Here is a 23,996-nt window from a genome sequence, read left to right as displayed (position 1 = left end):
TTATAACAAGCGCTGCGAGCAAAGTACTATCACTTATGGATAAACACTGGCCCACAGTCATCGGCTATGGGCCTAGTTGTTAAATAACGATGAAACTCACCAACAGGTAAGCAATAAAAGTTAACGCACCGCCGAATAAAGCATAAGGCATTTGCGTTTTTACGTGAGTAAGCAGATCGGAGCCCGAAGCAATGGCAGACACCGCACTGGTATCAGAAATTGGTGAGCAGTGATCGCCGAACACGCCACCCCCTAAAATAGCGGCTATCACCAGTGAAGGTGGTAATCCTAACGCTTGGATCAGCGGCACACCTATGGGTATTAAAATAGCAAAGGTGCCCCACGAGGTGCCGGTGGTAAAGGAGATCACCGCGCCGGTTACAAACAGCATTGGCACCACCAATACCAACGGCAGGTAATCGCCTACCAATGAAGCAACAAACACCCCTGTACCGAGCTCTTTTAAACTCGCGCCCAAGGTCATCGATAGCAAAACAATCGCCACCAATGGCAATAACTCGCCCATACCTTTAAAGCCCATGTCCACCAATTGATGATGGCTGAATTGGCGACTTGTACTGAGTAATAAATAAGCAACAACACAGGCCAAAATAGTCGCATACAACACTGATTTCGAGCCACTGCCGCTGGCAATATCACCATTACCAGTCCAGAACATAAAGCCAACCATAGAAACTATCAATGTCGCCAAGGGCACCAACATAAAGCGTGCTTTAGTACCTTTGTCCGCTGTTTCGTTAACCTCTAGGCGCTCTAGCTTTTGCTCGGCCACTTTCATTGGTCCGTGTACTTTATCGAAGGCGATAGTGTAGGCCACGATCAATAAGGCGATAATGGCATAAAAGTTATAACCTATGCTGCCCCATAAGATAGACACCGCAGACTGCTCCAGCTCATAGTTTTCTATCAGTCCAAGCACATAAGCGCCCCAGCCATTAAGCAGAATTAAAATACACACTGGGGCACTGGTGCTATCAATAATATAGGCCAGACGCGCCCGGCTCATTTTAAATTTATCGAATAGGCCGCGTGAGAGGATCCCCGCAGTTAAGACACTGAGGTTTGACTCGATAAATACGGCAATACCGGAAAACATGGTCAAAAAGCCCACCTGCCGCTTTGACTTTGCCACCCCTTTGCCTATTAACAGGTTTACGGTTGCCGCCACCCCGCCAGACTCGCGAATGTAGGCAAGCAGTGCACCGATAAGAATACTGAATAACAGCACGCGACTATTCCCCGCAGAGGACGCCGTTGCCACCACACGTTCTATAGTATTAATGAAAGTGAAGAAAAGTGTGTTACCGTCACCCTGGAGTGCAAGCAAAAACTCCGAAGAGGCCACCGCGACTAACAGCGCCATTATAACCTCTTTGCGCCAAAATACGATTGCAATGGCAATCAACGGCGGCAAAATGGAATACCAAGACATGTTGTTATCCTTGTTCTTATAAAGCTTGAATAGTCTTGCAAATGAGCATAGATTATTCAATTAATTTTAAATTTACTGTAATTTTTTAGTTATGCATCCACTTCCCTACTTCCCCTACGTGGGTCAGCAAATGCAAGTCGAAGGCCTTGCTATAGAAGCGCTTGCTCAGCAGGTGCCAACGCCCTTTTACTGTTATTCCAGTAAAGCGATTGCCAGCAATTACCAGCGCTACAGTGACGCATTTGCAGGGTTGGATAGCTTAATTTGTTATGCCGTAAAAGCCAACTCCAATCAGGCAATATTAGCGACCTTAGCGCGTTTAGGCGCCGGTGCCGACACCGTCTCTGAAGGCGAAATACGGCGTGCCCTAGCCGCCGGGATCAGCGCTGATAAAATCGTCTTTGCCGGCGTAGGCAAAAGTGTTGCTGAAATACGCTACGCTTTGGCGCAGGACATTTTACAGTTCAACGTAGAATCCGAACCGGAGCTGATGCGCATCAGCGAACAAGCGCACAGCATGGGCAAACGCGCGCGGGTCTCGATTCGTGTTAACCCGGATGTTGAAGCCAAGACCCATGCCAAAATCACCACGGGAATGGCCGAGAATAAGTTCGGTATTGCCATCGACTTAGCTCCTGCGCTGTATCAACGGGCCGCTAGCCTGCCGGGCATTGAGGTGAGTGGTGTTGACGTACATATCGGCTCGCAGTTAACCGAGCTGACCCCGTTTGACCAGGCCTTTAGTAAAGTTGCTGACCTGGTGACTAGCCTGCAGCATCACGGTATTGATATTCAGGTCATCGATATTGGCGGCGGGCTTGGGATCAACTATGGAGAGCAATCCCAAGAGCCAGATATCACCACCTATGCTAGCTTTGCCAAAGCCCATTTAGGCCACCTTGGTTGCAAAATCATCGTCGAGCCAGGGCGTTCAATACTTGGCAATGCCGGGGTGTTAGTGTCGCGTGTAGAGTATGTGAAAACCGGACAACAGCGTCACTTTTTAATTTTAGATGCGGCCATGAATGACCTTATTCGCCCCAGTATGTACGATGCCTATCATCACATTGTCACGGTCACCGAGCAAACGCAAAAGGTCACTTATGATATTGTCGGTCCGGTGTGTGAAACGGGGGACACTTTTGCCAAAGGCCGCACCATTGGCCAGTGCCAAAGTGGCGATTTGGTAGCGATTATGGGCGCAGGCGCCTATGGTGCAGTGATGGCCTCACATTACAATTCCCGCCTTAATGCTCCAGAAGTACTGGTAAAGGATGATCAATACAGTATTATTCGCGAGCGTATCGATTACGATACTCTTATTGCCATGGATTCCCTGCCCTCTTGGTTATAGCCTTAGAGCCAAGTCTACTTGGCTCTAATCAATTCATACTTATAACTTTTATATAGATAACCTACAGAAGCCCAGGGGCACCTCAGGTGCTTAAGCGCCACTCCTTTTATATATTTTATTTTTGCTTTAAAGAATAGTTAGAAAATTTTATTCTTGATTAATGATGGCAACACTTGTTTAATAGTTAAGCAACATTTGACGTTGCTCTTATACATCACAGGGTAAAAAGTCCAACCGATAAATAATTTATTATAAGGACGGGGATACAATGAAACAGATCACATCCGGGTTTAGCCTTAGCGCGTTAACACAGGCTACTGGCCTGGCGCTGCGCGCACCAAAAACGGCACTCACTTCCACTTTAATCGCTGCAGCCTTTGTTAGCGCCCCAGCGCTGGCGGCGCTCACCGGTGGCATCAAAGGCAAGGTGATTGCCGAGCAAACCGACCAATCCATGGCCGGAGTCACAGTCATCGCCACCAGTAACGTCATGCCAAAACCGCGACGAGCCGTAACCCGAGCAGATGGTAGCTATGACCTCCCGCAACTCAAACCGGGTACTTACGAGCTGACCTTTACCAATAAAGACGGTGCCAGTCAGCGTATGACGGTACAAGTGCTCTTGGAGCAAACCTCAAAGGTGGATGTGGCGCTAAGCATGACCGGCAGCAACACCGAAGTGATCACCGTTACTGGCAGCCGGCTATACCGCCAGGGTAATTCATCGTTAACCAACTCCTTAGGAGAAAGCGCCATTGAAGGCGTCCCCATCGGCCAAGATTATCGCGATCTACTGAAATTGGTCCCCGGTGTCGAGCTTTCTGAAAACTCCATCCTTGGCCCCTCAGCTGGCGGGTCTGGGGTCGATAACTCTTATGGTTTCGACGGCGTCAATGTCTCATTGCCGATGTTCGGCAACCTCGCCTCCGAGCCCTCGACGCATGATATTGAGTACGTAACCATGGATCGCGGCGGCGCTAAGGCTGTGGATTTTAACCGCTCCGGGGGCTTTGCTATCAATACCGTGTCGAAATCTGGCACCGACGAATTTCGCGGTGGCGTAGAATATAAAGTGCAGCCCAAAAGCCTCGTAGCGAGCCCTGTTGGTGAGGAAAGTTATGAGCTCGATAAAAGCTGGCTGACTGCCAGCCTAGGCGGCCCGCTGATTGAAGATACACTGTATTTCTACACTTCTTACTACCGCCCGGAGGAAGAGCGCAGCAACAAGGGCACCGCTTATGGCGAGGTCAAAAATTATAAGAGCGTGCGCGATGAGTACTTTGGCAAGCTGACCTGGGCCCCCACTGACGACTTGCTGTTTAATATCTCGCAGCGGATGTCAGAGAAAACCCTTGAGGGCGACTCCATCGGTCAGTTTGAAGCCGACAGCGTCTCGGTGGGCGGACAAACCGACCAAGATATTTTCACTGTTGATGGCTCGTGGCTGATCGGCTCGGCCACCACACTCTCGTTTCAATACAGTAAATTTGAGCTAGAAAGCGGCTCACGCCCTGATACTGAACTTAGCGTGCAGCCTTCGCTATCGGCGCAACTCGATATCAATAACCTTGAGCAAATGGGTTACTTTAGTGTCCCCACACCACTGGATGCTGACTCAGGCTACACCGCAGAGCAAATAGCCGCTTTTAATAGTGCCGCGAATACGCTTATTGAACAATATGGATACAGCGAAAATGGTGTCAAAAAAGGCGGCGGCGGTGTTGGTGCGTATTATCGCTATGATAGCCAAGACTTCTACCGCGACTCCTTCGAGCTCGAGCTCGACCATGAATTTAGTTGGGGCGACAGCTATCACACTCTGCACTTCGGTGGCCAATGGTCTGAAGGTGAGGAAGTACTCACACGCTTGTCAAACGGCTGGGGCCGTATTGAATACGTTGGCGGCTTGGACGAAAGCTTAGAGCAAGGCAGTAGCACACCGGTGATTTACCGCGCCTTCGTTGAGCAAATGAGCCTAGTTGATAACCAAGGCGATACGGTGCCATCTATTATCTCGAGCACCGAAACCCTTAACTTTGAAATTAACGATACCATTGAAATCGGCGATTGGACCTACAACATTGGCGTTATGTTCAGCCAAGATACCTACTATGGCCAAGGGTTAAGAGCAAAGTCAGGAACGGTTTCTGGGTATGAATTAGCCCCGGGTAATAAATATCAAATGTACCAGACCGACTGGGCCGATATGGTGCAACCCCGCCTCGGCGTCACGTGGCATTATGCAGGCGAAGACTCGGTATTTGCCAACTTTGCCATGTATAACCCCGATACCAGCTCACTGGCTCGTGCTGCATCGTGGGACCGTAATACCCGTGGCGAGCAAGAAATCGAATTCGATAGCAATGGCAATATTATTTATGCCGAGCCACGCGGTGGCTCATCAGGTAAAGCGTTCGAAAAAGGCTTAAAACCACGGCGTATTAATGAGTTCACCGTGGGCACAACCAAATACATTGGCAGTGACTTGGTGGTACGCGCCCATGTGCGTCACCGCCGAGGCATGCACTTTTGGGAAGATATGCCCAATAACGCCAGATTAACCGATTACAGTGGCCTTGATGTGCCAGGCATTCCTGCCGATATCGCCGAGCAAGGACTCTTCATTGATAACCTCGATGCCATTCGCGAGGAAATTGGTGGCTCTTCTTATGTTATCGCCGAAGTGCCGGGAGGCGAAACCAAATACTGGGAAGCCAGTCTTGAAGCTGAATACATGGGCGATAACACCTATGTCAACGCCTCCTATGTGTGGAGTCATTACTACGGTAATTTTGACCAAGACAACACCACTGCGACCAACGATGCCAATAACTTCGTCGGTTCGTCATTTTATGGTGACGGTCGCGGCCGTTACCCTTGGGATTACCGCTATGGCACCCTAGCCGGGGATAAGCCACACTTATTCAAAGTCTACGGCTATTACACCACCCCTTGGGATGCGAACGTCGGTGCCTATTTTGTGTTTCAATCCGGTAAGCCTTGGGAAAAGTGGCATGGCACCCCCTACGGTTATGCTAGCGATACCAGCCGCTATGCCGAGCCCGCTGGCAGTCGCCGTAGCGCCAGTCATTGGCAGTTAGACCTCAATTACACTCAAGAATTCACGGTGTATAACGATGTGGCGATGCAATTTCGCGCCGATATTTTCAATGTTTTTGACCGTCAAACTGGGTATAACAACAACCCCTATTTTGATGACGAAAACTTCGCTGAGCCGCGCCAATACTATAGCCCTCGCCGAGTTCAACTGTCGGTCAAAGTCGAGTTCTAAGCTCCCCCCAGCAACCACTTAAAGCGCCGCCTGCGGCGCTTTTTTTAGCTTTGATGTTCAGCAAAATCAGCTTGCGCTCTGGTTTTCATAAGCTGTAGCAATGAAGTATGAAAATCATGAAAAATGACTTCTCCCCATAGGCGCGAATACAGGCCAAAATGAGTGTTGTCTTCAACGCGAGTTCGTAACGTTAAACGACTTCTTTTACTATCAAGTACTTCTATAAAATAACCACCATCAAGTGGGGCAAAGTACTCGCCACCAAGTTTTACATGTTTATCCAAGGCGTTATCAGGGATACGCTCTGGATCAATATCAAAACGATAGGTCATTTGCTGATTTTCTACCCATGAAGTGATCACTTCATTAAATTGCACCTGCTTTTGCCAGTGACTGGTACGCACAGCGCCCACACCTTGACCAGACATATCAGCAGCGATGGGCTTAGGTACGCCAATGAGTGATGCGAAGGTGGTGGGTAACTCATTACTCTCAATCGTTGATACCGTTGCCAGTTGTCGCCAAACCGCTGCCGCTGGAGCGTTAATATCAATACTGTCTTCAATCACATAGGTGGCTGAACGAGTTAAAAAGTGCAACTCTAGCGGGGCAACAATCACAGGTAAAACGACGATGCTGAATAAGGCGCCACGCTTTTTACGATGCATCAAGCGCACACATAACCCTGCCGCCAATCCGCCTAGGCTCGCGCATAACATAAACGCGGGTAACGCCATGGCCACGCAAATACTGCCTTCCAATAAGGTCACGACACTGACTAATAAAAATACAAAAATAGGCTGCCACGCTAGGGTAATCATTTTTGTATAAGACAGCGAAGGAGTGACCCTACCTTGACAATAAATACGAATAAACCCGATCACAAAAGGGACTAAGAACATAAACGACAGGGTCACCAAACTCCCCAGTGATTGTAGCGCTTCTACTTCCCATAACAGCCGAAAGCCGAGGCCATACAGAGCGCCCAGAACAATCCCCAAATGCCGTGCAAATTTCTCGGTCATGGTCGCTCCTCATCGGAGGGATCTTTAGGTAGTGAGTCTGGCACTAACTCTGCCAATCGCTTTTGCACCTGCTGTTGTTCGTCAATCGTTAATGCTCCATAGCTGCGAACATAAGGCCAGCCATAGCCCCAGCGATACCAAGTTGGATAAAGTGGCCCACCACCGAGCTGAACGCCGATATGCATCAAAGTAGCGATTGCAGGCTCATCTAAATCGCGCACACACTGCGCTAATGCAGCATCAGCGGCATCGCGCTGTGTCTGAGTTCCACCCTGCCAATAGGCCAAGTCATGGCTAATACAACAATGCTGCCACTTAACGCTGTTTGTTAGGGTACCATCGGGGAACAAGCTACAACCATCAGTGGTAAAGGGGCGCAGCTCTGCGCCGTGCGCGAACAGCGGCAACATTAATAACAGCCAGTGTGAAAGTTTAGTCATCCTATCTCCGGCCCACGCGGCTCATAAATAGCGAACAGACTGGACTTACATGCAACCCTAAACGGCATGTCTCTTCCTTGGGTAAGTAAAATAATTAGCCAGTTATTTAATAACGAATGCATTGAATTAGCAAATGACTGCAGCGCTAAAGGAAAAAGAAAATGGCATCTAAACGATGCCATTTGGGTCAGGTGCCCTGGCAGGGGCATCCTGTGTTAGTCGTTAACGTTCACTACAATCCAAGTATAGCCTCGTAAACGCGAGTGACCACCGAACCATATTGGCCGGTCTCAAACTGTTTACCCACAAATTGATACTGCTGCTCAGTGCCCATCACCGGGCTATGCCGGGCGTTGGTCAGCAGCACTATGGCTAAATCATACTCTGGGTCGATAACCGTCACTGTGCCTGTCCAGCCTGTGTGTCCATACGCTTGCGCACTGGCATAAGGGCCAAAGTGCCATTTACGCGCGCCATTTCCCGCTCGGCGCCAACCCAAGCCATAACTTTCGTCGCTCCTACTCGGTTTAGTAAACTGATCCAGCACCGACGCAGTAAATAGCTGTTTTTCACCGTAAGTGCCGCGATTAAGCAGTAGCTGACACAATTGCGCTAGGCTTTTGGCATCGGCGAATAGCCCAGCATGGCCTGCGACCCCAGCAAGTGAGTAGAAAGCTTTTTCATCATGCACCTCACCTTGTAATACGTAATCGCGCACGCCCTCGAAGTGCACCCGCCCACCCCGCGTATTTCCCTGAATTTCGGTGGCTGCAATTTGCTGTGCTAACACCCCTTTTTGCAGCGGGTTAAACATCATTGAGGTGATCCCAAGGGGCGCATAGAGCCGGCTTTCAACATACGCATCTAAGGGCATACCGCTGATACGTTCCACCAGCAACCCTAACAACATATAGTCAATATCACTGTACAGGTGGCGTTGCTTGCGCATCGCCGTGAAAGGCACTCCTTGGACAATAAGCTGCTTGGTCCAATCGCTACTAATCGAATAGAATTGCTCGCCAAGCTGGTTATCACGACGGTGAAAGTCCACCACGGCAGGGTAGCCAGCGCTGTGTTCGAGTAAATCACTGACTAGCCGTAACTCCCGCCTTTGACCGCGATATTCGGGCAAATAAAAACTCACCGGCAATGAGACATCCAAGTGCCCTTGCGATACCAAATGCATCAACGCCAGGTTTGTGGCAAACATTTTCGTGTTCGAGGCAATATCAAACAAGGTATCGGTTTGCATGGGCTGCGGTGTGGCCATCATCTCGCCGCCATCATGATATTTACGCGCCTCACCGTAAGCCGAAAGCTTAACCAATTCCCCTTGGTGCACGACCGCCAACACGGCTCCGGGAAACCCTTGCTCAATTTCAGCATTAATCAGCGCATCAACCTGTTCGAAACGTTTAGGTGTTGGGCGCTGCGTTAACACTGGCGCAGGAATACGAATATGCAGTTGCGCATCTTCTGGTGTTACCGACTTAATATGCAAACTATTCACCCCGGTGCGGGTGCGCTTACTAAGCGAATAACGGTATTGGGTATCCGCCGTTAGAGGCTTTGCGATATTCAGAGTTTGGCCATTGACGACAAGCTCAGCAGCAACGGCATTCACGTTATCAATAATGATCTCGCCACGGCCTTGGTACGCCTTAAAGCGGTACTTGTTGTTGACATCTTTTCGCGAGCTCAGCGCCTTTGCGGGATAGCTCGCCAATAGCTGCTCATGACCCAAAGGTTTACTGGGTGCTGGCTGCGCTGTATTCAAGGCCTGATAGTCACGAAAACGTGCTTGGGCTTTATCCGGTTTATAGCGGTGTAATAAGGCAAACAACACCGCTGCCGTTTTGCCATCCGCTTGGCCATGCACCTGCCACGGCAGAAAGTGAGCCTGGAAGGCTTTGATAACTGCTACCGTTTTTCTATCTAGCTGGCCGCTAACGTCAACACCATAGCCATAATCACGCAGTGCTTGCTGCATCAAGGCGGTCGTCGGCGCTGCGGTACTGAAGTGCTGCCAATAATGCTCGACATCCGCTTGTTTGTACCAAGCGCCGACGCCGGCTTTATATAATTGATACCAAGGGAAGCGCGGGCCTGGATCGCTTTTGCGCCCAGGCGCAATATCGGAGTGACCGACAACTTGTGTTGGTCCAATATCCGGGTTACGGGCAAGAATATCTTGGCTCAGGGCAATCAATAACTGCACCTGTTGTGGGTCGTAATCGGGGTACATGCACAGCTTTTGCTCTTGCCCTGCTGCGGCCTTGGCGGTGCGCTCAGCCGCAGCACAGCGCGGTACATTCACCACTTCAATACCAATGGAATGATCGTTTAAATCGCTGCGACCTTGCCAAAAACTGTTACCGGCATGCCAAGCTCTATCTTGCTCAGCCACCAATTGCACCACCTCAAGCTCGCTGCGCTGATAACTCGCATCGCCACTTTGTGGCACCAGATAATGGGCACTGAGCCCGCCTTCATCAACCAATACCCGCTCCGACTTTTGATAATCAATGGCGGTATAATGCATCACCAAAAACTTAATGCGTTTTGAATAATTGTGTGACGGCTTCATGGGGTAGTGGTTAACGCAACTAAGGGAAGCCATGCACATTAGCAGCACTAAACACGTTCGCATTGGCGTATCAAAGTATGGAAAATTCATATCAGCCTACATTATGTTTTGCAGCCCGCCTGCTCCTAGGCACTGGGTTAATACAAATAATGACCACAGTATAATAATATTTTATTTCGCTCAATTAAAAATAGATGAAAATAATATTCAAACATTGAAATTGTGTTCGGTTATGGCCGTTTGTAAGGTTGCCAAAGTAAAGATATAGGTACTAGTGTATATCAAATTATTTATTCCTTTGTGTAGGAATATCAGGTTACACTGTAATTAACGTCGTTGTAAGTGTGCACTAGATGAGCCCATAAGCGCTCATTAGCACCAATATAATCTAACAATAAAGTACCTTCTTATGTCGACATTTGTAAAAATCAAAGCACTGCGTAAATCGTTTTCTAGCAGTGAAGCAAAATTAGCAGACTTTACCCTTAATTCTGCTAATGCCATTCGCGACCTCTCCTCTATTGAGCTGGCCAAGGTGGTTGGTGTTAGTCAGTCCAGCGTTGTGAAGTTTGCTCAAAAGCTCGGTTATAAAGGCTTTCCGGCCTTTAAGCTCGCGGTAATTGATGCCCTAAACACCGAAACCCCCGCACCTAAGCTGCACGGTAAAATCACCTTAAATGATAGCCTAGAGCAAATAGCAGAAAAGCTGCTCAGCAGTAAAATGGCGGTCCTGAGTGAAACTAAAAACCTCAATGAGGCTGAAGCGGTTGAACAAGCGGTCAGCTTGTTAAAAAACGCGAAGCGTGTGGCTTTATGTGGTCTCGGTGGCTCGGCATTGGTGGCCAAAGACTTTGCTTTTAAATTGCAAAAGCTGGGCATTGCCGCTATCGCCGATGCCGATGGTCATGCACAGCTGGCCTACGTCTCAACCCTAGGCAAAGACGATTTAGTCGTCGCTATCAGTGAGTCCGGGAAAACCCGCGAAGTAGCAGAAGCAGCCAGTCAGGCCAAAGCCAATGGCTGCCCAGTGATCGCCGTCACTAAGTTTGGCGCCAACCCAGTGGCCGATTGCGCCACCGTTAATCTTTACTCCGTCGCTGAGGAAGAGTCTATTCGCTTATCGTCGATTTTGGCGCGAACCGCGCAAGACTTTGTTATCGATATTGTCTTTATCGCGTTGACGCAAGCCACACGTCCAGGGCGTAAGTTGCTGGAACACTCTAACGATGTGGTTAAAGCGTTCCGCGAAAGTTAATCATCAATCGTTGATAACTGCTGCCTATCAATCACTAGTTGGCGCACCCCGTGCGCCTGATGCTCGTTAAAGGGGTTCTCCTCACACCACTTAGCCAAGCTATGAATATCAAGCTTGCGACAATCCGGACGCACCGACCAGCTCACCTGATAAGGCGAGCATTGATGTTGCGAGTAACTGGGCCCGGTGGTGGACCCGAGGTAGCGCACCGGCTCGCCACTGTCGTGTGGAATTTCATTGCTCTGGTAACGGCCGTGACGCTGGACGATGCGCGTCATCTCGGTAAAGTTTAAGGCGCCGCTGTCATTCACCAGGGTGAATACTTGGGCTTCAACGCGCAAATTGGGGTTCGCGCTAGCGGTACTGACGCAACTACCCAAGCCTGGCCCAGGTGAAACCCGCGCCGAACTATACACCCAGTGCACCTCAATGGTATCGCCACTTTGTAGACCATCACAGGCCGGCGTAAGCAATGGCTTTTTTTCGTGCTCAGCGAGCGCTTTACTCAATTGGCACTGATAGCCAGTGTTCGCTGGGCTGGAGTGAGCGGTCACCGAAAAGGCTGCGGCGCGATGCTCAGCATTTTTATGGAAATGGATATTACAAAGGTTGAGCTCATTATAGTTAGGAGCTGATGCAAAGTGCACCGGATTACTCCCCTCGCTAAGGTGAATATCGCGCGGTGACTGCGGCCCAGCCAAATCACATTGCACCGCGAACACGGGCGCCGTGGTAACGGCGGCCATAAACAATAGAAAGCGTTTAGGCATGATTGATCCCTTGTTATTGTTTGCCAACAACTGTGTATCATGCCTAACCTAAAAAAGGTACAAGAACTCAACGAATATGCAATAAATTCAAGGATAAAGTAGGTATGGAGCACGCTGGCGTTTAAACTGCTGCAAGGGTTGCTGCCAACTTTGCTTTATTTGTTCGCTACTGTGCCCCTCAGTAATGGCCTGACGCAACTTATCGGTACCGGCAAGTTTGTCCATAAAGTCAGGGCGGGTAAATAGCACCTGCTGCGCTTGCGCAAATTGCCGCTGAGCGCTAATCAACCACGTCAAATCCAAACCACGCACAGAGCTTTGTCGCAAGTCGACGCCTTTGACGAGCTTACCCTGTAACTTCGGTGATGCCGCCGCGCCAACAATGCTACGGGGGCGAAAAGCAAAATCGCCTAATGCGACACTGTCATGGCCCATCACTTGAAATGGGAAGTCAGTGCCTCGGCCGATGCTCACCGGAGTCGCCTCGAAAAAACACAATGATGGATACAAGCCAACGGCTTGGTCGTTTGGCAAATTAGGACTCGGCTTGAGGGGCAACGAATACTTCATAGTGCGATTATAGTGCGCCACCGGCACCACACTAAGCTGTAGCTGCGCATCACTGTTAAGCCAGCCCTCTCCTAAAATCATCTGTGCCAACTCGCCCACAGTCATACCATGTAAAATGGGAATGGGATGCATACCCACAAAGGAGCGAAAGTCAGGGTCGAGAATGGGCCCATCAACATAGGCAATATTCGGATTCGGCCGGTCTAAAACAATAAACTCAACCCCCGCATCAGCACTGGCCTGCATCATATAGTGCATGGAGCTGATATAGGTGTAGAATCGCACCCCGACATCTTGAATATCAAACACCACCACATCGATGTCTGCCATCTCTTGCGCAGCAGGCTGCTTATTGGCGCCATAAATGGAAACGATGGGGATACCGGTGCGTGCATCTACGCCAGATTGCACATGGGCTCCGGCATCATGATCGCCACGAAAGCCGTGCTCAGGCGCGAAAATAGTGGTTACATTTACCTGCTGCGCCAGCAAAAAGTCAACCAAGTGGCTGTCTTGTACCCGCGAGGTTTGATTCACCACTAGGCCAACACGCTTGCCTGCAAGTAAGGGAGCATATTTGCCGAATTGTTCAGCGCCCACGCGAATTGCGCCGTCCTCCTTGTGTGTCTGCGCGCAGCCCATAAGCGCGACGGTGCAGGCCAGTATCAGCGCCAACGCTCTAATCATGATCTTTACCTTGCACGGCGGCACGTAAAAAGCCTTGTTGCTTGGCTAGCATGCTTTTACCCTGGCGCGCATCAACGCCGCTGAGCAGCATCAAAATCGCGAGTTTGGCGCTGTGCTCGCTGCGCATCAAGGCTTCAGCCGCCTGCTCTGCGGTGCACTCTGTCGCCTGCATGACAATGCGTACCGCGCGCGCTTTGAGCTTGTCATTACTGGCATTAACATCGACCATCAGGTTGCGATACACCTTGCCGCTGCGGATCATACTTGCTGTCGTTAACATGTTAAGAATAAGCTTTTGTGCCGAGCCTGATTTCAATCGAGTAGAACCGGCAAGCGCTTCTGGGCCTACGATTGCCCCCAATGGGATCTGTGCGGCTTCAAGGACTGGGGCATTGGGCGAGCAGCTGATCCCCGCTGTCACACACCCTAATTGCCGGGCATAATTCAGTGCCGATACCACATAGGGAGTGCGGCCACTGGCGGCAATACCCACTAACACATCGTCGGCGCACAGGTTATGCGCTTTAAGATCGGCGATGGCTTGTTCGGCATTATCCTCGGCTCCTTCGACAGCGGTTTGAATCGCTTTAGCGCCACCGGCAATAATGCCCACCACTTGGCTTGGGTCAACACTGAATGTCGGCGGACATTCGGATGCATCAAGAATACCTAACCGACCGCTGGTGCCCGCACCAATATAGATAAGCCGCGCTCCTTTGCTAAAGGCATGCACAATCGCATCCACGGCTTTAGCAATATCTGGGATAATGGCGCGTACTGCTGGAGCAACCTTGTGGTCTTCATCATTGAGCTTATACAAGATATCGTCTGTCGCTAATAAATCGATATCGAGGGTCTCGGGGTTTTGCCCTTCCGACACGATGCTATTTAGCTCATGTAATAATTTCGATCGTTGATCATCCAGTAAACTCATGTAGTTATTCCACTTGTATATTCTGTGTTGCCAGCACCCAGGCGCCATCTAAGGCATTGCCGCGTGCTGGCATAATAATTCGTTGTTCGCTGTCGCTTAGTAACTGCTTGCTTTTGTTTGCCAGTCCACCCAGTAACATCACCGGAAGCTCAGTATCTTGGCGAGTATCAGCAATAAGCTGCAGCACCGCGCTTTTATGCCGAGCAAGGATCTCCGTAGCAATGGGGCAATGATTAGCGTGCGGCCATACTCGCTCGCTGAGTGTGGCAAACTCCTGGGCTGTCACTTGGCGCACCCAAGCACTGATTTCGGCCCGGGTCTCCCCCACCTCTTTAGCTATAGTGGCTATCAGCCCATGTAGCGGCTGCTGCCTGTCTACTGCCTGCATCAGTGCTTGTACCGCCATGGCCCCTAATCGCGCTCCGCTGCCACCATCGCCCAGTGTAAATCCCCAGCCGCCGACGAGCTGTAACTGGCCATGGCTATCTAAACGCGCCCCCACCGAGCCGGTCCCTAATGCCACGCAAGCCACCGGCGCACCTAAATTAGCGCCCAGGGCAGCGGTCACGGCATCCGAGGTCACTCGGGTATCAGCAAAAGCGAATGTCTTTAAACGCTGCAGCAATGCGGCTCGATTATACGGATTCCCAGCGCCAGCAACACCTATTATACACTGGGTATGATGCGCCGGTATGGCTGTAGTGTTCATAATGCTTGCCACTTGCTGCATCATACACTCACAGCTCAACTGTAAATCGTAACTCAATGAGCTCCCTGCACCTTTTTCAAAAGCAATCACTTCGCCATTGCGATTAAATACTGCTAGGGCGGTTTTGCTGCCGCCGCCATCAACCGCTAACACATAATTATTCATGGCTGCTCCGCCTATTGGGGCGCCCCAAAGCACACACTAACATGGCAAGTAAGGTGCCTAAACACAACTGCCAAGTAAATCCGAGGTTAAAGTGCCAAGCGTTTGGCAATAGCGCCGCTTGCACATAAGGCTGCATCAATAAGGTGGCGACAAAGCCAATAACCAGTGCCGCTAATACCGATGACTCGCTGCCGCGATGGAAAAACACCGAATTAATGTACACCCCTAATAATCCGGAATAAGAGAACACCATGACGCTGAGGGCAAATTTTAATAACGGCATTTGCGAGTACTGCTGCCAAAAATAGCAAATAACCGCCATCCCTCCCAGCGCCAGAGACACCACTAACATGGCCCAGCGTCCGGCCACCACATAGTGACTATCGTGTTGATCTGGTTTGCGTTTTTGCCGCCAAGGTTTATATAAATCTTGCACTAATACCGATGCCATTGAGCTTAGCCCAGAGTTCAACGTAGAAATGGCCGCCGCAATAATACCTATGGTAACCAACCCCCTCACTCCTGCGGGGATCTCGTTAAGTACATAGTGCATAAACACCGTGATTTTCTCACCTTGGAACTGCCCCACGTCTTGGCTAGCCCCCCCTTGCGCCATAATGTCTGGACGTTGGTAGAAAACAAACAACAGCAAACCAATAATAATAAACAGCAACATCACCGGCACCACCAAAGCGATGGACAATAGCATCGCACGACTACCTGATTTAGCGTCTTTACAGGTGAGCACCCGCTGGGTCATATCTTGGTCAAGACCAAAGGCGGCAATATTGAGCAGCACAAAGCCAGTAAACACCGACCATATATTAAATACCCCGCTGGCACTAAAATCGAGTTCAAACTTTAGCAGTGCTAGCTTCGAAGGCTGCCCGGGGGCGGGGTTTTGCAACGCTTCAATCACGGTGCTGAAGTCGGCTGGGATCGCCAGCCATAAACTCACAATGACGCATAGGGCAGCGCCGGTGTAAACGGCACATTGGATCACATCTGAGTAGATCACTGTACGGATGCCGCCAAACACGGTGTACAGCAAGCCCACCAAAACCAGCACTAAGGTGGCCATGATCACACTGCTAGCGGCAATATTGCCATAAAGAATCATCGCCACGGCAATGGCCGCCATATACAGCCGCGCGCCACTGGCAAACACGCGCCCAAATAAATACATTAAGCCCGCACTGCGTTTGGCTTTGGGGCCAATTTGCTGCTCCAGCAACTCGTACACGGTGTACACTCGGTAGCGATAAAAGCGCGGGATCAGCACCTTGGCAACAATGATAGCGGCGATAAAGGCGCCAATGTTGGTCGCTAAATAGGATAAATCCCCCTGATAACCTTGGTCTGGACCGCCGATAAAGGTCGCCGCCGACTGCGAGGTGGCCAACACCGAGACAGCCACCATCCACGTCGGCATCGCATTACCACCGAGGAAATACTCTGAGCTAGTGGTGGCTTTTTTGCGGTTAAACCACCAAGCGGTGGCGCCGATAAGTAAGGCATAGGCGGCAAAGACCAGCCAATCTAGAGGTTGATAATGCGCATTCATAACCGTATACGCCTATCGTGGCAGTGCTGGCAGTTGCCAGTGTGCACGTTTGAGAGCATATTCCACACGCGGTAGAATCACCATCAGCGGATGTTTGCGTTTATCGAGCCAGGCTAGTAAACGGTCCATATCCGCCTCGTCCATTGCCGTACACCCTGCTGTGGGCTTATCTGCGGCACGCCACAAGTGCATAAAGATACAACTGCCGGCCCCATCTATATTGTCAGGGTTATGCGCAACGATAACGCCTTTTTTGTATAGCTCATCTTGGCTATGTATATCTCGACGCATGGCTTCAGATGAGCCTTCAACGGCCTGGCTCCCCACCTCCCGCGTATTGACCATCTGGTTATAATAGGGCGAGCCTTTAACGTCTATACAGTAATCGCCGGCATCCATGGCCTGGTATTCAAGCCCGGTTTTCAGCGACGGTAAGTAACCAAAGGCCTCACCTAAAGCAAATATCCCGGCGGGTGCTTTACCATCGCCTTCGACTTTTTGTTGACCTGGTTGTGCGGGGTGCAGACCCAGGCCCCAGGCCAATCCAGTACGACCAATGACCACGGCACTGGGCTCGCTCACCCTCTGCCAGCGCTTTTGTTCGCTGCGCTCAAATAAGAGCATGTCGCCTTGTATATCGGTCCATGAGTCAGTTACCACCACCACCAATTGCTGGTTGTTCAGTGCAATGGGTTGTGGCTTTGATGCGGCGCCACCGCTAATTAAGGTACTTATTAGCAGTATTAAGCTTTGTAATGTGTTATTCATTGCCATACTCCATCAGCTAGTTCGATAAGGCCGTCTATCGCCGCTATACCAAGCCCGGCTGTTTGATTAAGGCTAATCAGTGGGCCCGAAAACGTCGCCCCACCCTGGATGGGGTCATATTGCCCCAGAGCCGGACCATCTAAATCAATGAGACTGATTTGCCGTGTCTTTGCTGCAGCCAGGTGAGCCGCTGCCGACACTGCAATACTGCCCTCTAGCATGCAGCCAATCATGCAAGGGCAGTCATAAGTTGCCGCAACCTCGCCAATGCGGATTGCACGGCTTAAACCGCCACTTTTCATCAATTTAATATTAATGATATCAACGGCGCCGCGCGCCAATAGGGTAAGCACTTGTTTAGCAGAAAAGGCGCTTTCGTCGGCCATAATCTTCGATTGCACGCGCTCACTGATGTAGCACAGGCCATCAATATCATGAGCTGGTACGGGTTGCTCGACCAATTCCAGTACAATACCTTGGCTTTCAATTGCTTGCAGTGCACGCACGCTTTGCTTGGCATCCCAGCCTTGATTCACATCTAAACGTAAAGACGCTTTGCTATCGACATGAGCAGCGATGGCCTGTACCCGCTTAATGTCTTGCTCAAGCTCATTGCCAATTTTAATTTTAAGCACATCAAAACCGTTACTCAGTGCCTTATCACAGTCGCTGAGCATTTTATCTATGCTATCTACACTGATGGTGACGTCGGTTTTCAGTTCACTTTGGTGCCCTCCCAGAGCCTGATAAAGCGGCACACCTAAGCTTTGGCTCCATAAATCATAGAGGGCGATTTCACACGCCGCTTTAGCGGAATAATTACCCACCACTGCCGCCGCTAGGTCATCACATAAGCGATTGATATCTTGTATGTGCTGGCCAATAAGCTGATGTTGAAGGACCTGCTCGATAACACTTAATATCGACTGATGGGTGTCGCCGGTGATAACAGGCGTTGAGGGTGCACTACCATAACCTCGGCGGCCACATCGAGTGTCAATAATCAGCACTAGGTCATCAATATGCGTCACCGTGCGCAGCGCCGTTTTAAATGGCGTATGTAATGGCACCGATAAGCGTGCAAAATGCACAGACTGAATGATCATTGCTCTGCTCCTTGAGCAATGCGCTTAATCGCATAGGTGCGCTCAAGGTAAGAAGTGGTGCTATTTAGGTGCAAGGGTAATAGGGGCGTTACCGACACGCCATTGAGCTCGCCATCGTAAAACTCGCCATTTTGCTTGATATAACCTAGACCTTTCACATCGTGAATGACATAAGGTTGGCCTTGGTATGAACCAATATACATCATCACATGGCCAGGGATGTAAATAAGGTCGCCCACCTGCATTTGCGCGATAACCTCGCGCTTTTGTGCCTCTGTGCTGTCTTTATCAAAGCGCCAGTTGTGGCCGTAATCGGTTTTACCTTGCCACGATGAATTTCGCGGCATCCACACGCCAAAGGCCTTATAAATTTCACCGACAAAGCCGGTACAGTCACGGGCATTATAGTCATGCCCCCAGCCGTAGCGCTCGCCTAAAAACTTAAACCCTTGGGCTATTAAATGGTGCGCAGTGAGCGGCAAATAACCTAAATGCACATCAGCACTGCGCGGTATTAAGCCTTGAGCAAAGCTCAAGGTGCCATCGTCATTGCGCACAGGCAATGTCACAATATAACTGGCAAAGCTATTTTGCCCATGAGTTAGGTGCTTAACCTGCTCTTTTGGGGCTAGCGGCAAGCGTACACCCATATCCAATTGTACCTCGGAAACACGAGGCTCATTAGGAACATAGGTGGTTTCTACTTTATCACCGGTCACTACGATAAAATCATCAGCTTGAGTGAAGGTACGGATGCGGTTCTTATCACCTACCGCCACTGCGGAGCGTTTGACCCAAGCGGTATAGTTATAGGCTGCCACCAAATACCACTGACCATCAGCACTTTCATGCAATACAGCGACAGGCTCCGCCGGAAACGCCCCGGTTTCTTGAAAGCGATCTAAGTCGATATCCATTTCACTGTTTAACACCCTGTCGGCGGTTGGGAAGGTACGCAATGAGGTGCGCTCAACAATCAGTCCAAAGCGCACCGGGTTACTATCAGTCACAGCATCAATATTGGTATTGGCGTGATAACGCGCAAAATCGGCCCGATCAAGTTGCTTGCCATCAACATAAAAGCGAGGACTTGAAGGCGTGCTACTGGTGTTACTAATATAACTGCGTAACGCCTTAGCAGAGAGCGTATCAGGCATTGCTAGGGGATCGATAATGTAAGGGTTATTATTGATGAGGCTGCGATTGAAGGCTTGGATTTGCGACTGCGACATCAGCGGCTTACTATCACTTTGGCGTTGCAACCAAAATTCAGGATTAAGCATAGGTTGCTGAACTAAAGGCACATCACTTACAAAAGGGGCGTAATTGCTTTGTTGGGCAATACTTTGCTGGGCAGCACTTTGCCCTGCACCTAAGGTACAACCTAAAACTAACGCACACACTATCGATACCGGGGTTTTTGTCATTGTTATGCTCCGCATCACCTTGATAGCGCGCCGATTGGGCGCAACCGTCACAGATTAAAAAAATGGCTTAAATTCATCCTATCAAAATATTATAAAAACAAACAACAAAAAGGAATACTTTATTCCTTTTAACAATAAATCGTCGATGGGTCATGATTTCAATTTAGCCTTAACGAGCTGTAACCTGCTCTAGGCAATAACTTTGGAGCGAAGCTTTAGTTTATTGACATAGGTAGGTGACAAACAAGCAAGAGCACAATCCCACCTGACGCGCCATTTTCGCATTGAGACAAAAGGTAGATAAAGGAAGAAAACAGTGCAGGACGGCGAAATTGTCAGACTGAAGTCTGACCTACAACGTGAGATTAACCGATGGACAGATAGCTGAGCGGTTTAACTATTAAGTAAAGAGAAGCAAGTACAATCTAGAATTCTAAGTGACTTCATATGACCTCCTCTTCAAAAGAAGTGAAGGAGATGCAGACCTCCAAGCAAAAGTGTACACCTCCTTAAATTCAGTGTGCGAAAGCTCCTTTCTTCTAGGTAAGGTTTTCTTCTGTCACTAGCACTTGAAAGTTCACTTTTCATTCTGCCGATTATATCTCAAGAATAAGTAGTAGCAGGTTTAAGTGTACTCAGATACCAAGCGCACCACTGCGATTCAAAAGTCAAAAAAATTAACCTAACTGTACATCACGTATTGATTTATGTATTAAAGGTTTAAAACCAGATGAATACATGCGAACAATTGTTTTTGGGGTGATAACTTTTACTAACTGATTCTTAGCTATGCTGTCTTCTACTCGGGAGTAGCCCTGATACGACCATCTATAGATATTATTTTCCCAGACAAGGTGTGCTCCGTTATTCAACTCGATAAATGTTCCATCTGGGAGACTTCCATAGCTCGCTTCAAATGTCTTCTTTGTTCGCTCTGAACTGACTCTTTCTTTATGTAACTGACTATCCATTTGTTCAGATGAGAGTGATTCAAGCTCGCTTAAACCATTGGCCTGCCGCCAAAACTTCTTAAATTCAGAGTAACGAGCTCTCCGGCAATGAGCACAAGGTTTATGCCCTGCCGCTAGAGCAGTCGCTTCATCTAAAAAGAATAATTCGGAATACTTGTTATCGCTAAATAAACGTCTTTTAATACCCTTAAAGCTAAGTTCGCATATTACCCACTTTTTATGCGCCCAAGGCTTTAGAATATTCTTTTCTTTATCATGCAATATTCCTCGATTCCCCAAATACTCCCCTCTAGCTTTAACCGCCACCAAGTTTCCCCATGGATCTACTTTATTTTGCAGGGGCATCAAATATCCTCCTATTCTCACTTTAGCTTGTAATCGCTTTCAGTAACTTGCTGACTTGCTTCGCTCTTTTTTTATCTCTAACCCAAAGTACTGAGCCATTTGTCTTTTTCATTTCAAACAGGTCTATGGCCATAAATAAGTCACTTAGCTTTGAAAAACCATAGTTTCTTTGATCAAAAGAAGCATGATTTGATATGTGAGTTCCTATCGGCCCTAGCATAGCCCAACCATTATCTTCTTCTACGGCCTCTATTGCTTGCCTTAATAGATTGATTAGCTTTGTATCGCTCTTTATATTTTTTTTCTGTTTTTGAACGGGAGTTTCTTTTTCGTTATCACCATCTAAGTAGAGAAAGCGAGAACAACTATTCACAAATGCTAGCGGAGCTTTGCGCTCTCCAAAACCGATTAAAAACTTACCATCAGCAAGCGCCCTCGTAACCAATGGCGTAAAATCACAATCTGAAGATACTAGGCAAATAATATCAATATCCTTCGTATATAAAACATCCATAACATCAACAACTAATGCCATGTCAGTCGCGTTCTTACCTTTAGTTAAGTCAAATTGCTGAATTGGCTGTATAGCAAATTCATGAAGAACGTCTTCCCATGCTTTTAGGTTTTGGCTCTTCCAGTTACCGTAAGCTTTGCGAATATTTACAACACCGTAACGCGCTAACTCGGAGAGAATTTTGTTTATCTTTTTCGCCGGTGCGTTATCAGCATCAATGAACACCGCTATTTTTTCTTTATTGTTCAAGAATGCCTCCTTGCCTTAGTATCAGTTCAGCTAGAAGCTATAACTATCTACTAAATATTTCTATATACTCAACCAATAAGTTATCAATCATTCCTATGGCTAGCAATTGATGACACGGTATTTAGTTATAAAGGCTATTTTGCTATCAAGTTTATAGCTGGTATGAGGGCAAGCTTTTGTAAACAAAAGTAGGCCATAACATGCATGCTAAAAAAATGGCTGGATTCTCGGATCAAAAAAAAGAGTAGAGGTTATACCTCAGGCATAAAAAAACTAACTTATCGTTGGTTTGTTATCACTTCTCTTTAAAGGAAGTAGCGGGTGCAAGACGATGAAATCCTCAGACTGAAGTCTGACCTACAACATGGGATAGACCGATGGATAAATAGCTGAGCGGCTTAACTATCAACTAAAGAGTAGAGGGTTATATTGCGGGCATAAAAAAACCAACTTATCGTTGGTTTGTTATCACTTCTCTTTAAAGGAAGTGGCGGGTGCAAGACGGCGACATTGTCAGACTGAAGTCTGACCTACAACGTGAGATAAACCGATGGGTAAATAGCTGAGCGGTTTAACTATCAAATAAAGAGTCGAGGGTTATATTTCAGGCACAAAAGAACCAACTCACATTGGTTTATTATCACTTCCCTTTTAAAGGAAGTGGCGGGTGCAGGACGACGAAATTGTCAGACTGAAGTCTGACCTACAACGTGAGATAAACCGGTGGGTAAATAGCTGAGCGGTTTAACTATCAAATAGAGAGTAGAGGGTTATATTTCAGGCACAAAAAAACCAACTTTCGCTGGTTTATTAACACTTCTCTTTATAGGAAGTGGCGGGTGCAGGCCAGAATTGGTAATCAACGAACCTCAGAGGTTCGCATCCGTATGCTTACATCAAATTTCAAGCACAAAAAAACCAACTTTCGTTGGTTTATTATCACTTCTCTTTAAAGGAAGTGGCGGACGCAGGAGGATTCGAACCTCCGACCGCCTGGTTCGTAGCCAGGTACTCTATCCAGCTGAGCTATGCGTCCGTTATATGTGTGAACTTACGTTCTGAATTTATCACTTAAATGATGGCGGACGCAGGAGGATTCGAACCTCCGACCGCCTGGTTCGTAGCCAGGTACTCTATCCAGCTGAGCTATGCGTCCGGTACATAAAAGTGATTTATAGATATTAGACCATCTTGAAGGAAGATGGCGGACGCAGGAGGATTCGAACCTCCGACCGCCTGGTTCGTAGCCAGGTACTCTATCCAGCTGAGCTATGCGTCCGTATCTATAAACAAAGAAAGCCATTTAAAATAAATGGCGGAGAAGGAGGGATTCGAACCCTCGATAGGGCTACAAACCCTATACTCCCTTAGCAGGGGAGCGCCTTCAGCCACTCGGCCACCTCTCCGTCTTTGTGGGGCGTATAATAAAGGTCTGAGCAAATATGTCAAACACTTTTATAGCAAAATCAATCCATCTGCTCAGACTTTGCCCACAACCGCTAAAAAGGCATAAAAAATGACCCTTAAGGGCCATTTTTGAGGCGTTAAACATCTAAAAATAAGCACTATTGATCGCTTGTTGGCTTATCACTCTGCATTCTCTCGACGGCTTCTAAATCCTCGCTAATTTCGCGTAGAAACTGGTCGCGATATCCGAGTAATTCAAACTCGCGAATACACTCGCGGTAATAAGCTTGGCGCTTCTTATCCACTGGAATTTCTGGTAAAAAATCGTCGTTTTCCATTTGCCACACTCCCTTTTAATTTTATTTAGCGCATCGACTACGCCTAAATATTAGCCTAAGGACTTA

General features: G+C 48.6%; 18 protein-coding genes and 4 tRNA genes. 3 read left to right on the top strand and 19 right to left on the bottom strand.

What is annotated here, in order from left to right:
- Positions 1 to 79: 79 nt before the first annotated feature.
- On the bottom strand, positions 80 to 1,453 hold the full coding sequence (locus MHM94_RS09515; protein WP_235419823.1) for a Na+/H+ antiporter NhaC family protein: 1,374 nt from the start codon (positions 1,451 to 1,453) through the stop codon (positions 80 to 82).
- A gap of 91 nt (positions 1,454 to 1,544) precedes the next feature.
- Between MHM94_RS09515 and lysA the strand changes: the two genes are divergently transcribed.
- Complete coding sequence (lysA, locus tag MHM94_RS09510; RefSeq protein ID WP_235419822.1) at positions 1,545 to 2,807, top strand: diaminopimelate decarboxylase; 1,263 nt, start codon at positions 1,545 to 1,547, stop codon at positions 2,805 to 2,807.
- A 268-nt stretch (positions 2,808 to 3,075) separates the two neighbouring features.
- On the top strand, positions 3,076 to 6,099 hold the full coding sequence (locus tag MHM94_RS09505; protein WP_235419821.1) for a carboxypeptidase regulatory-like domain-containing protein: 3,024 nt from the start codon (positions 3,076 to 3,078) through the stop codon (positions 6,097 to 6,099).
- Between the two features lie 44 nt (positions 6,100 to 6,143).
- Here MHM94_RS09505 and MHM94_RS09500 read toward each other — a convergent pair whose 3' ends face one another.
- The 3 genes from MHM94_RS09500 to pbp4b all read right to left on the bottom strand — a co-directional run bounded on the left by MHM94_RS09500 (position 6,144) and on the right by pbp4b (position 10,241).
- Complete coding sequence (locus MHM94_RS09500; protein ID WP_235419820.1) at positions 6,144 to 7,124, bottom strand: hypothetical protein; 981 nt, start codon at positions 7,122 to 7,124, stop codon at positions 6,144 to 6,146.
- The gene (locus tag MHM94_RS09495) at positions 7,121 to 7,564 is read right to left on the bottom strand and encodes a hypothetical protein (protein WP_235419819.1); all 444 of its coding nucleotides are present in this window, start codon (positions 7,562 to 7,564) and stop codon (positions 7,121 to 7,123) included. The genes MHM94_RS09500 and MHM94_RS09495 overlap by 4 nt, the downstream gene beginning before the upstream one ends.
- Before the next feature lie 232 nt (positions 7,565 to 7,796).
- Positions 7,797 to 10,241, bottom strand: a complete 2,445-nt coding sequence (gene pbp4b / locus MHM94_RS09490; RefSeq protein ID WP_235419818.1) for a penicillin binding protein PBP4B — start codon at positions 10,239 to 10,241, stop codon at positions 7,797 to 7,799.
- 319 nt (positions 10,242 to 10,560) lie between these two features.
- On the opposite strand from pbp4b, the gene MHM94_RS09485 reads away from it, so the two are divergent.
- Positions 10,561 to 11,406, top strand: a complete 846-nt coding sequence (locus MHM94_RS09485; protein ID WP_022946440.1) for an SIS domain-containing protein — start codon at positions 10,561 to 10,563, stop codon at positions 11,404 to 11,406.
- Here the strand turns inward: MHM94_RS09485 and MHM94_RS09480 are convergent.
- The 15 genes from MHM94_RS09480 to MHM94_RS09410 form a co-directional block, all read right to left on the bottom strand.
- Positions 11,403 to 12,176, bottom strand: a complete 774-nt coding sequence (locus MHM94_RS09480; RefSeq protein WP_235419817.1) for a delta-class carbonic anhydrase — start codon at positions 12,174 to 12,176, stop codon at positions 11,403 to 11,405. The genes MHM94_RS09485 and MHM94_RS09480 overlap by 4 nt on opposite strands.
- Positions 12,177 to 12,263: 87 nt before the next feature.
- Positions 12,264 to 13,388, bottom strand: a complete 1,125-nt coding sequence (locus tag MHM94_RS09475) for a DUF1343 domain-containing protein (protein ID WP_235419956.1) — start codon at positions 13,386 to 13,388, stop codon at positions 12,264 to 12,266.
- Between the two features lie 37 nt (positions 13,389 to 13,425).
- Positions 13,426 to 14,367 (bottom strand): N-acetylmuramic acid 6-phosphate etherase, encoded by a 942-nt coding sequence (gene murQ, locus MHM94_RS09470; protein WP_130148921.1) that lies wholly within the window; start codon positions 14,365 to 14,367, stop codon positions 13,426 to 13,428.
- A 4-nt stretch (positions 14,368 to 14,371) separates the two neighbouring features.
- On the bottom strand, positions 14,372 to 15,241 hold the full coding sequence (locus tag MHM94_RS09465) for a BadF/BadG/BcrA/BcrD ATPase family protein (RefSeq protein WP_235419816.1): 870 nt from the start codon (positions 15,239 to 15,241) through the stop codon (positions 14,372 to 14,374).
- The gene (locus tag MHM94_RS09460; RefSeq protein ID WP_235419815.1) at positions 15,234 to 16,805 is read right to left on the bottom strand and encodes a sodium:solute symporter; all 1,572 of its coding nucleotides are present in this window, start codon (positions 16,803 to 16,805) and stop codon (positions 15,234 to 15,236) included. Before MHM94_RS09460 ends, MHM94_RS09465 begins: the two co-directional genes overlap by 8 nt.
- 12 nt (positions 16,806 to 16,817) lie before the next feature.
- On the bottom strand, positions 16,818 to 17,573 hold the full coding sequence (locus tag MHM94_RS09455) for a L,D-transpeptidase family protein (RefSeq protein WP_235419814.1): 756 nt from the start codon (positions 17,571 to 17,573) through the stop codon (positions 16,818 to 16,820).
- On the bottom strand, positions 17,570 to 18,679 hold the full coding sequence (locus MHM94_RS09450) for a dipeptide epimerase (protein WP_235419813.1): 1,110 nt from the start codon (positions 18,677 to 18,679) through the stop codon (positions 17,570 to 17,572). The genes MHM94_RS09455 and MHM94_RS09450 overlap by 4 nt, the downstream gene beginning before the upstream one ends.
- Positions 18,676 to 20,106 (bottom strand): SH3 domain-containing protein, encoded by a 1,431-nt coding sequence (locus tag MHM94_RS09445; RefSeq protein WP_235419812.1) that lies wholly within the window; start codon positions 20,104 to 20,106, stop codon positions 18,676 to 18,678. The genes MHM94_RS09450 and MHM94_RS09445 overlap by 4 nt, the downstream gene beginning before the upstream one ends.
- Before the next feature lie 677 nt (positions 20,107 to 20,783).
- A complete protein-coding gene (locus MHM94_RS09440) occupies positions 20,784 to 21,422 on the bottom strand; it encodes a hypothetical protein (protein WP_235419811.1) in 639 nt (212 codons plus the stop codon).
- Positions 21,423 to 21,444: 22 nt separating this feature from the next.
- Positions 21,445 to 22,185: an NYN domain-containing protein gene (locus MHM94_RS09435; RefSeq protein ID WP_235419810.1), complete on the bottom strand. Its 741-nt coding sequence runs from the start codon at positions 22,183 to 22,185 to the stop codon at positions 21,445 to 21,447.
- A gap of 959 nt (positions 22,186 to 23,144) precedes the next feature.
- A tRNA-Arg gene (locus tag MHM94_RS09430) sits at positions 23,145 to 23,221 on the bottom strand.
- A gap of 43 nt (positions 23,222 to 23,264) precedes the next feature.
- Positions 23,265 to 23,341 (bottom strand) — tRNA-Arg (locus MHM94_RS09425).
- A 46-nt stretch (positions 23,342 to 23,387) separates the two neighbouring features.
- Positions 23,388 to 23,464, bottom strand: a tRNA-Arg gene (locus tag MHM94_RS09420).
- 34 nt (positions 23,465 to 23,498) lie between these two features.
- Positions 23,499 to 23,591: transfer RNA gene (locus MHM94_RS09415), tRNA-Ser, on the bottom strand.
- Between the two features lie 159 nt (positions 23,592 to 23,750).
- Positions 23,751 to 23,930, bottom strand: a complete 180-nt coding sequence (locus tag MHM94_RS09410) for a hypothetical protein (protein ID WP_022943327.1) — start codon at positions 23,928 to 23,930, stop codon at positions 23,751 to 23,753.
- Positions 23,931 to 23,996 lie beyond the last annotated feature (66 nt).

Source organism: Pseudoalteromonas sp. CNAT2-18.1 (assembly GCF_022347865.1).
In the GTDB taxonomy this organism is placed as follows: domain Bacteria; phylum Pseudomonadota; class Gammaproteobacteria; order Enterobacterales; family Alteromonadaceae; genus Pseudoalteromonas; species Pseudoalteromonas ruthenica.
Note: the sequence above shows the minus strand (reverse complement) of the source record. Positions and strands in the feature narration are given on the sequence as shown.

What these genes read in the sequence shown, in the direction of transcription:
- MHM94_RS09460 (WP_235419815.1), bottom strand. Translation starts at nt 16,805, where the DNA reads ATGAATGCGCATTATCAACCTCTAGATTGGCTGGTCTTTGCCGCCTAT.
- murQ (WP_130148921.1), bottom strand. Translation starts at nt 14,367, where the DNA reads ATGAGTTTACTGGATGATCAACGATCGAAATTATTACATGAGCTAAAT.
- MHM94_RS09440 (WP_235419811.1), bottom strand. Translation starts at nt 21,422, where the DNA reads ATGCCCCTGCAAAATAAAGTAGATCCATGGGGAAACTTGGTGGCGGTT.
- MHM94_RS09515 (WP_235419823.1), bottom strand. Translation starts at nt 1,453, where the DNA reads ATGTCTTGGTATTCCATTTTGCCGCCGTTGATTGCCATTGCAATCGTA.
- MHM94_RS09485 (WP_022946440.1), top strand. Translation starts at nt 10,561, where the DNA reads ATGTCGACATTTGTAAAAATCAAAGCACTGCGTAAATCGTTTTCTAGC.
- lysA (WP_235419822.1), top strand. Translation starts at nt 1,545, where the DNA reads ATGCATCCACTTCCCTACTTCCCCTACGTGGGTCAGCAAATGCAAGTC.
- MHM94_RS09480 (WP_235419817.1), bottom strand. Translation starts at nt 12,176, where the DNA reads ATGCCTAAACGCTTTCTATTGTTTATGGCCGCCGTTACCACGGCGCCC.
- MHM94_RS09465 (WP_235419816.1), bottom strand. Translation starts at nt 15,241, where the DNA reads ATGAATAATTATGTGTTAGCGGTTGATGGCGGCGGCAGCAAAACCGCC.
- MHM94_RS09450 (WP_235419813.1), bottom strand. Translation starts at nt 18,679, where the DNA reads ATGATCATTCAGTCTGTGCATTTTGCACGCTTATCGGTGCCATTACAT.
- MHM94_RS09455 (WP_235419814.1), bottom strand. Translation starts at nt 17,573, where the DNA reads ATGAATAACACATTACAAAGCTTAATACTGCTAATAAGTACCTTAATT.
- MHM94_RS09500 (WP_235419820.1), bottom strand. Translation starts at nt 7,124, where the DNA reads ATGACCGAGAAATTTGCACGGCATTTGGGGATTGTTCTGGGCGCTCTG.
- MHM94_RS09495 (WP_235419819.1), bottom strand. Translation starts at nt 7,564, where the DNA reads ATGACTAAACTTTCACACTGGCTGTTATTAATGTTGCCGCTGTTCGCG.
- MHM94_RS09410 (WP_022943327.1), bottom strand. Translation starts at nt 23,930, where the DNA reads ATGGAAAACGACGATTTTTTACCAGAAATTCCAGTGGATAAGAAGCGC.
- MHM94_RS09445 (WP_235419812.1), bottom strand. Translation starts at nt 20,106, where the DNA reads ATGACAAAAACCCCGGTATCGATAGTGTGTGCGTTAGTTTTAGGTTGT.
- pbp4b (WP_235419818.1), bottom strand. Translation starts at nt 10,241, where the DNA reads ATGAATTTTCCATACTTTGATACGCCAATGCGAACGTGTTTAGTGCTG.
- MHM94_RS09475 (WP_235419956.1), bottom strand. Translation starts at nt 13,388, where the DNA reads ATGGGCTGCGCGCAGACACACAAGGAGGACGGCGCAATTCGCGTGGGC.
- MHM94_RS09505 (WP_235419821.1), top strand. Translation starts at nt 3,076, where the DNA reads ATGAAACAGATCACATCCGGGTTTAGCCTTAGCGCGTTAACACAGGCT.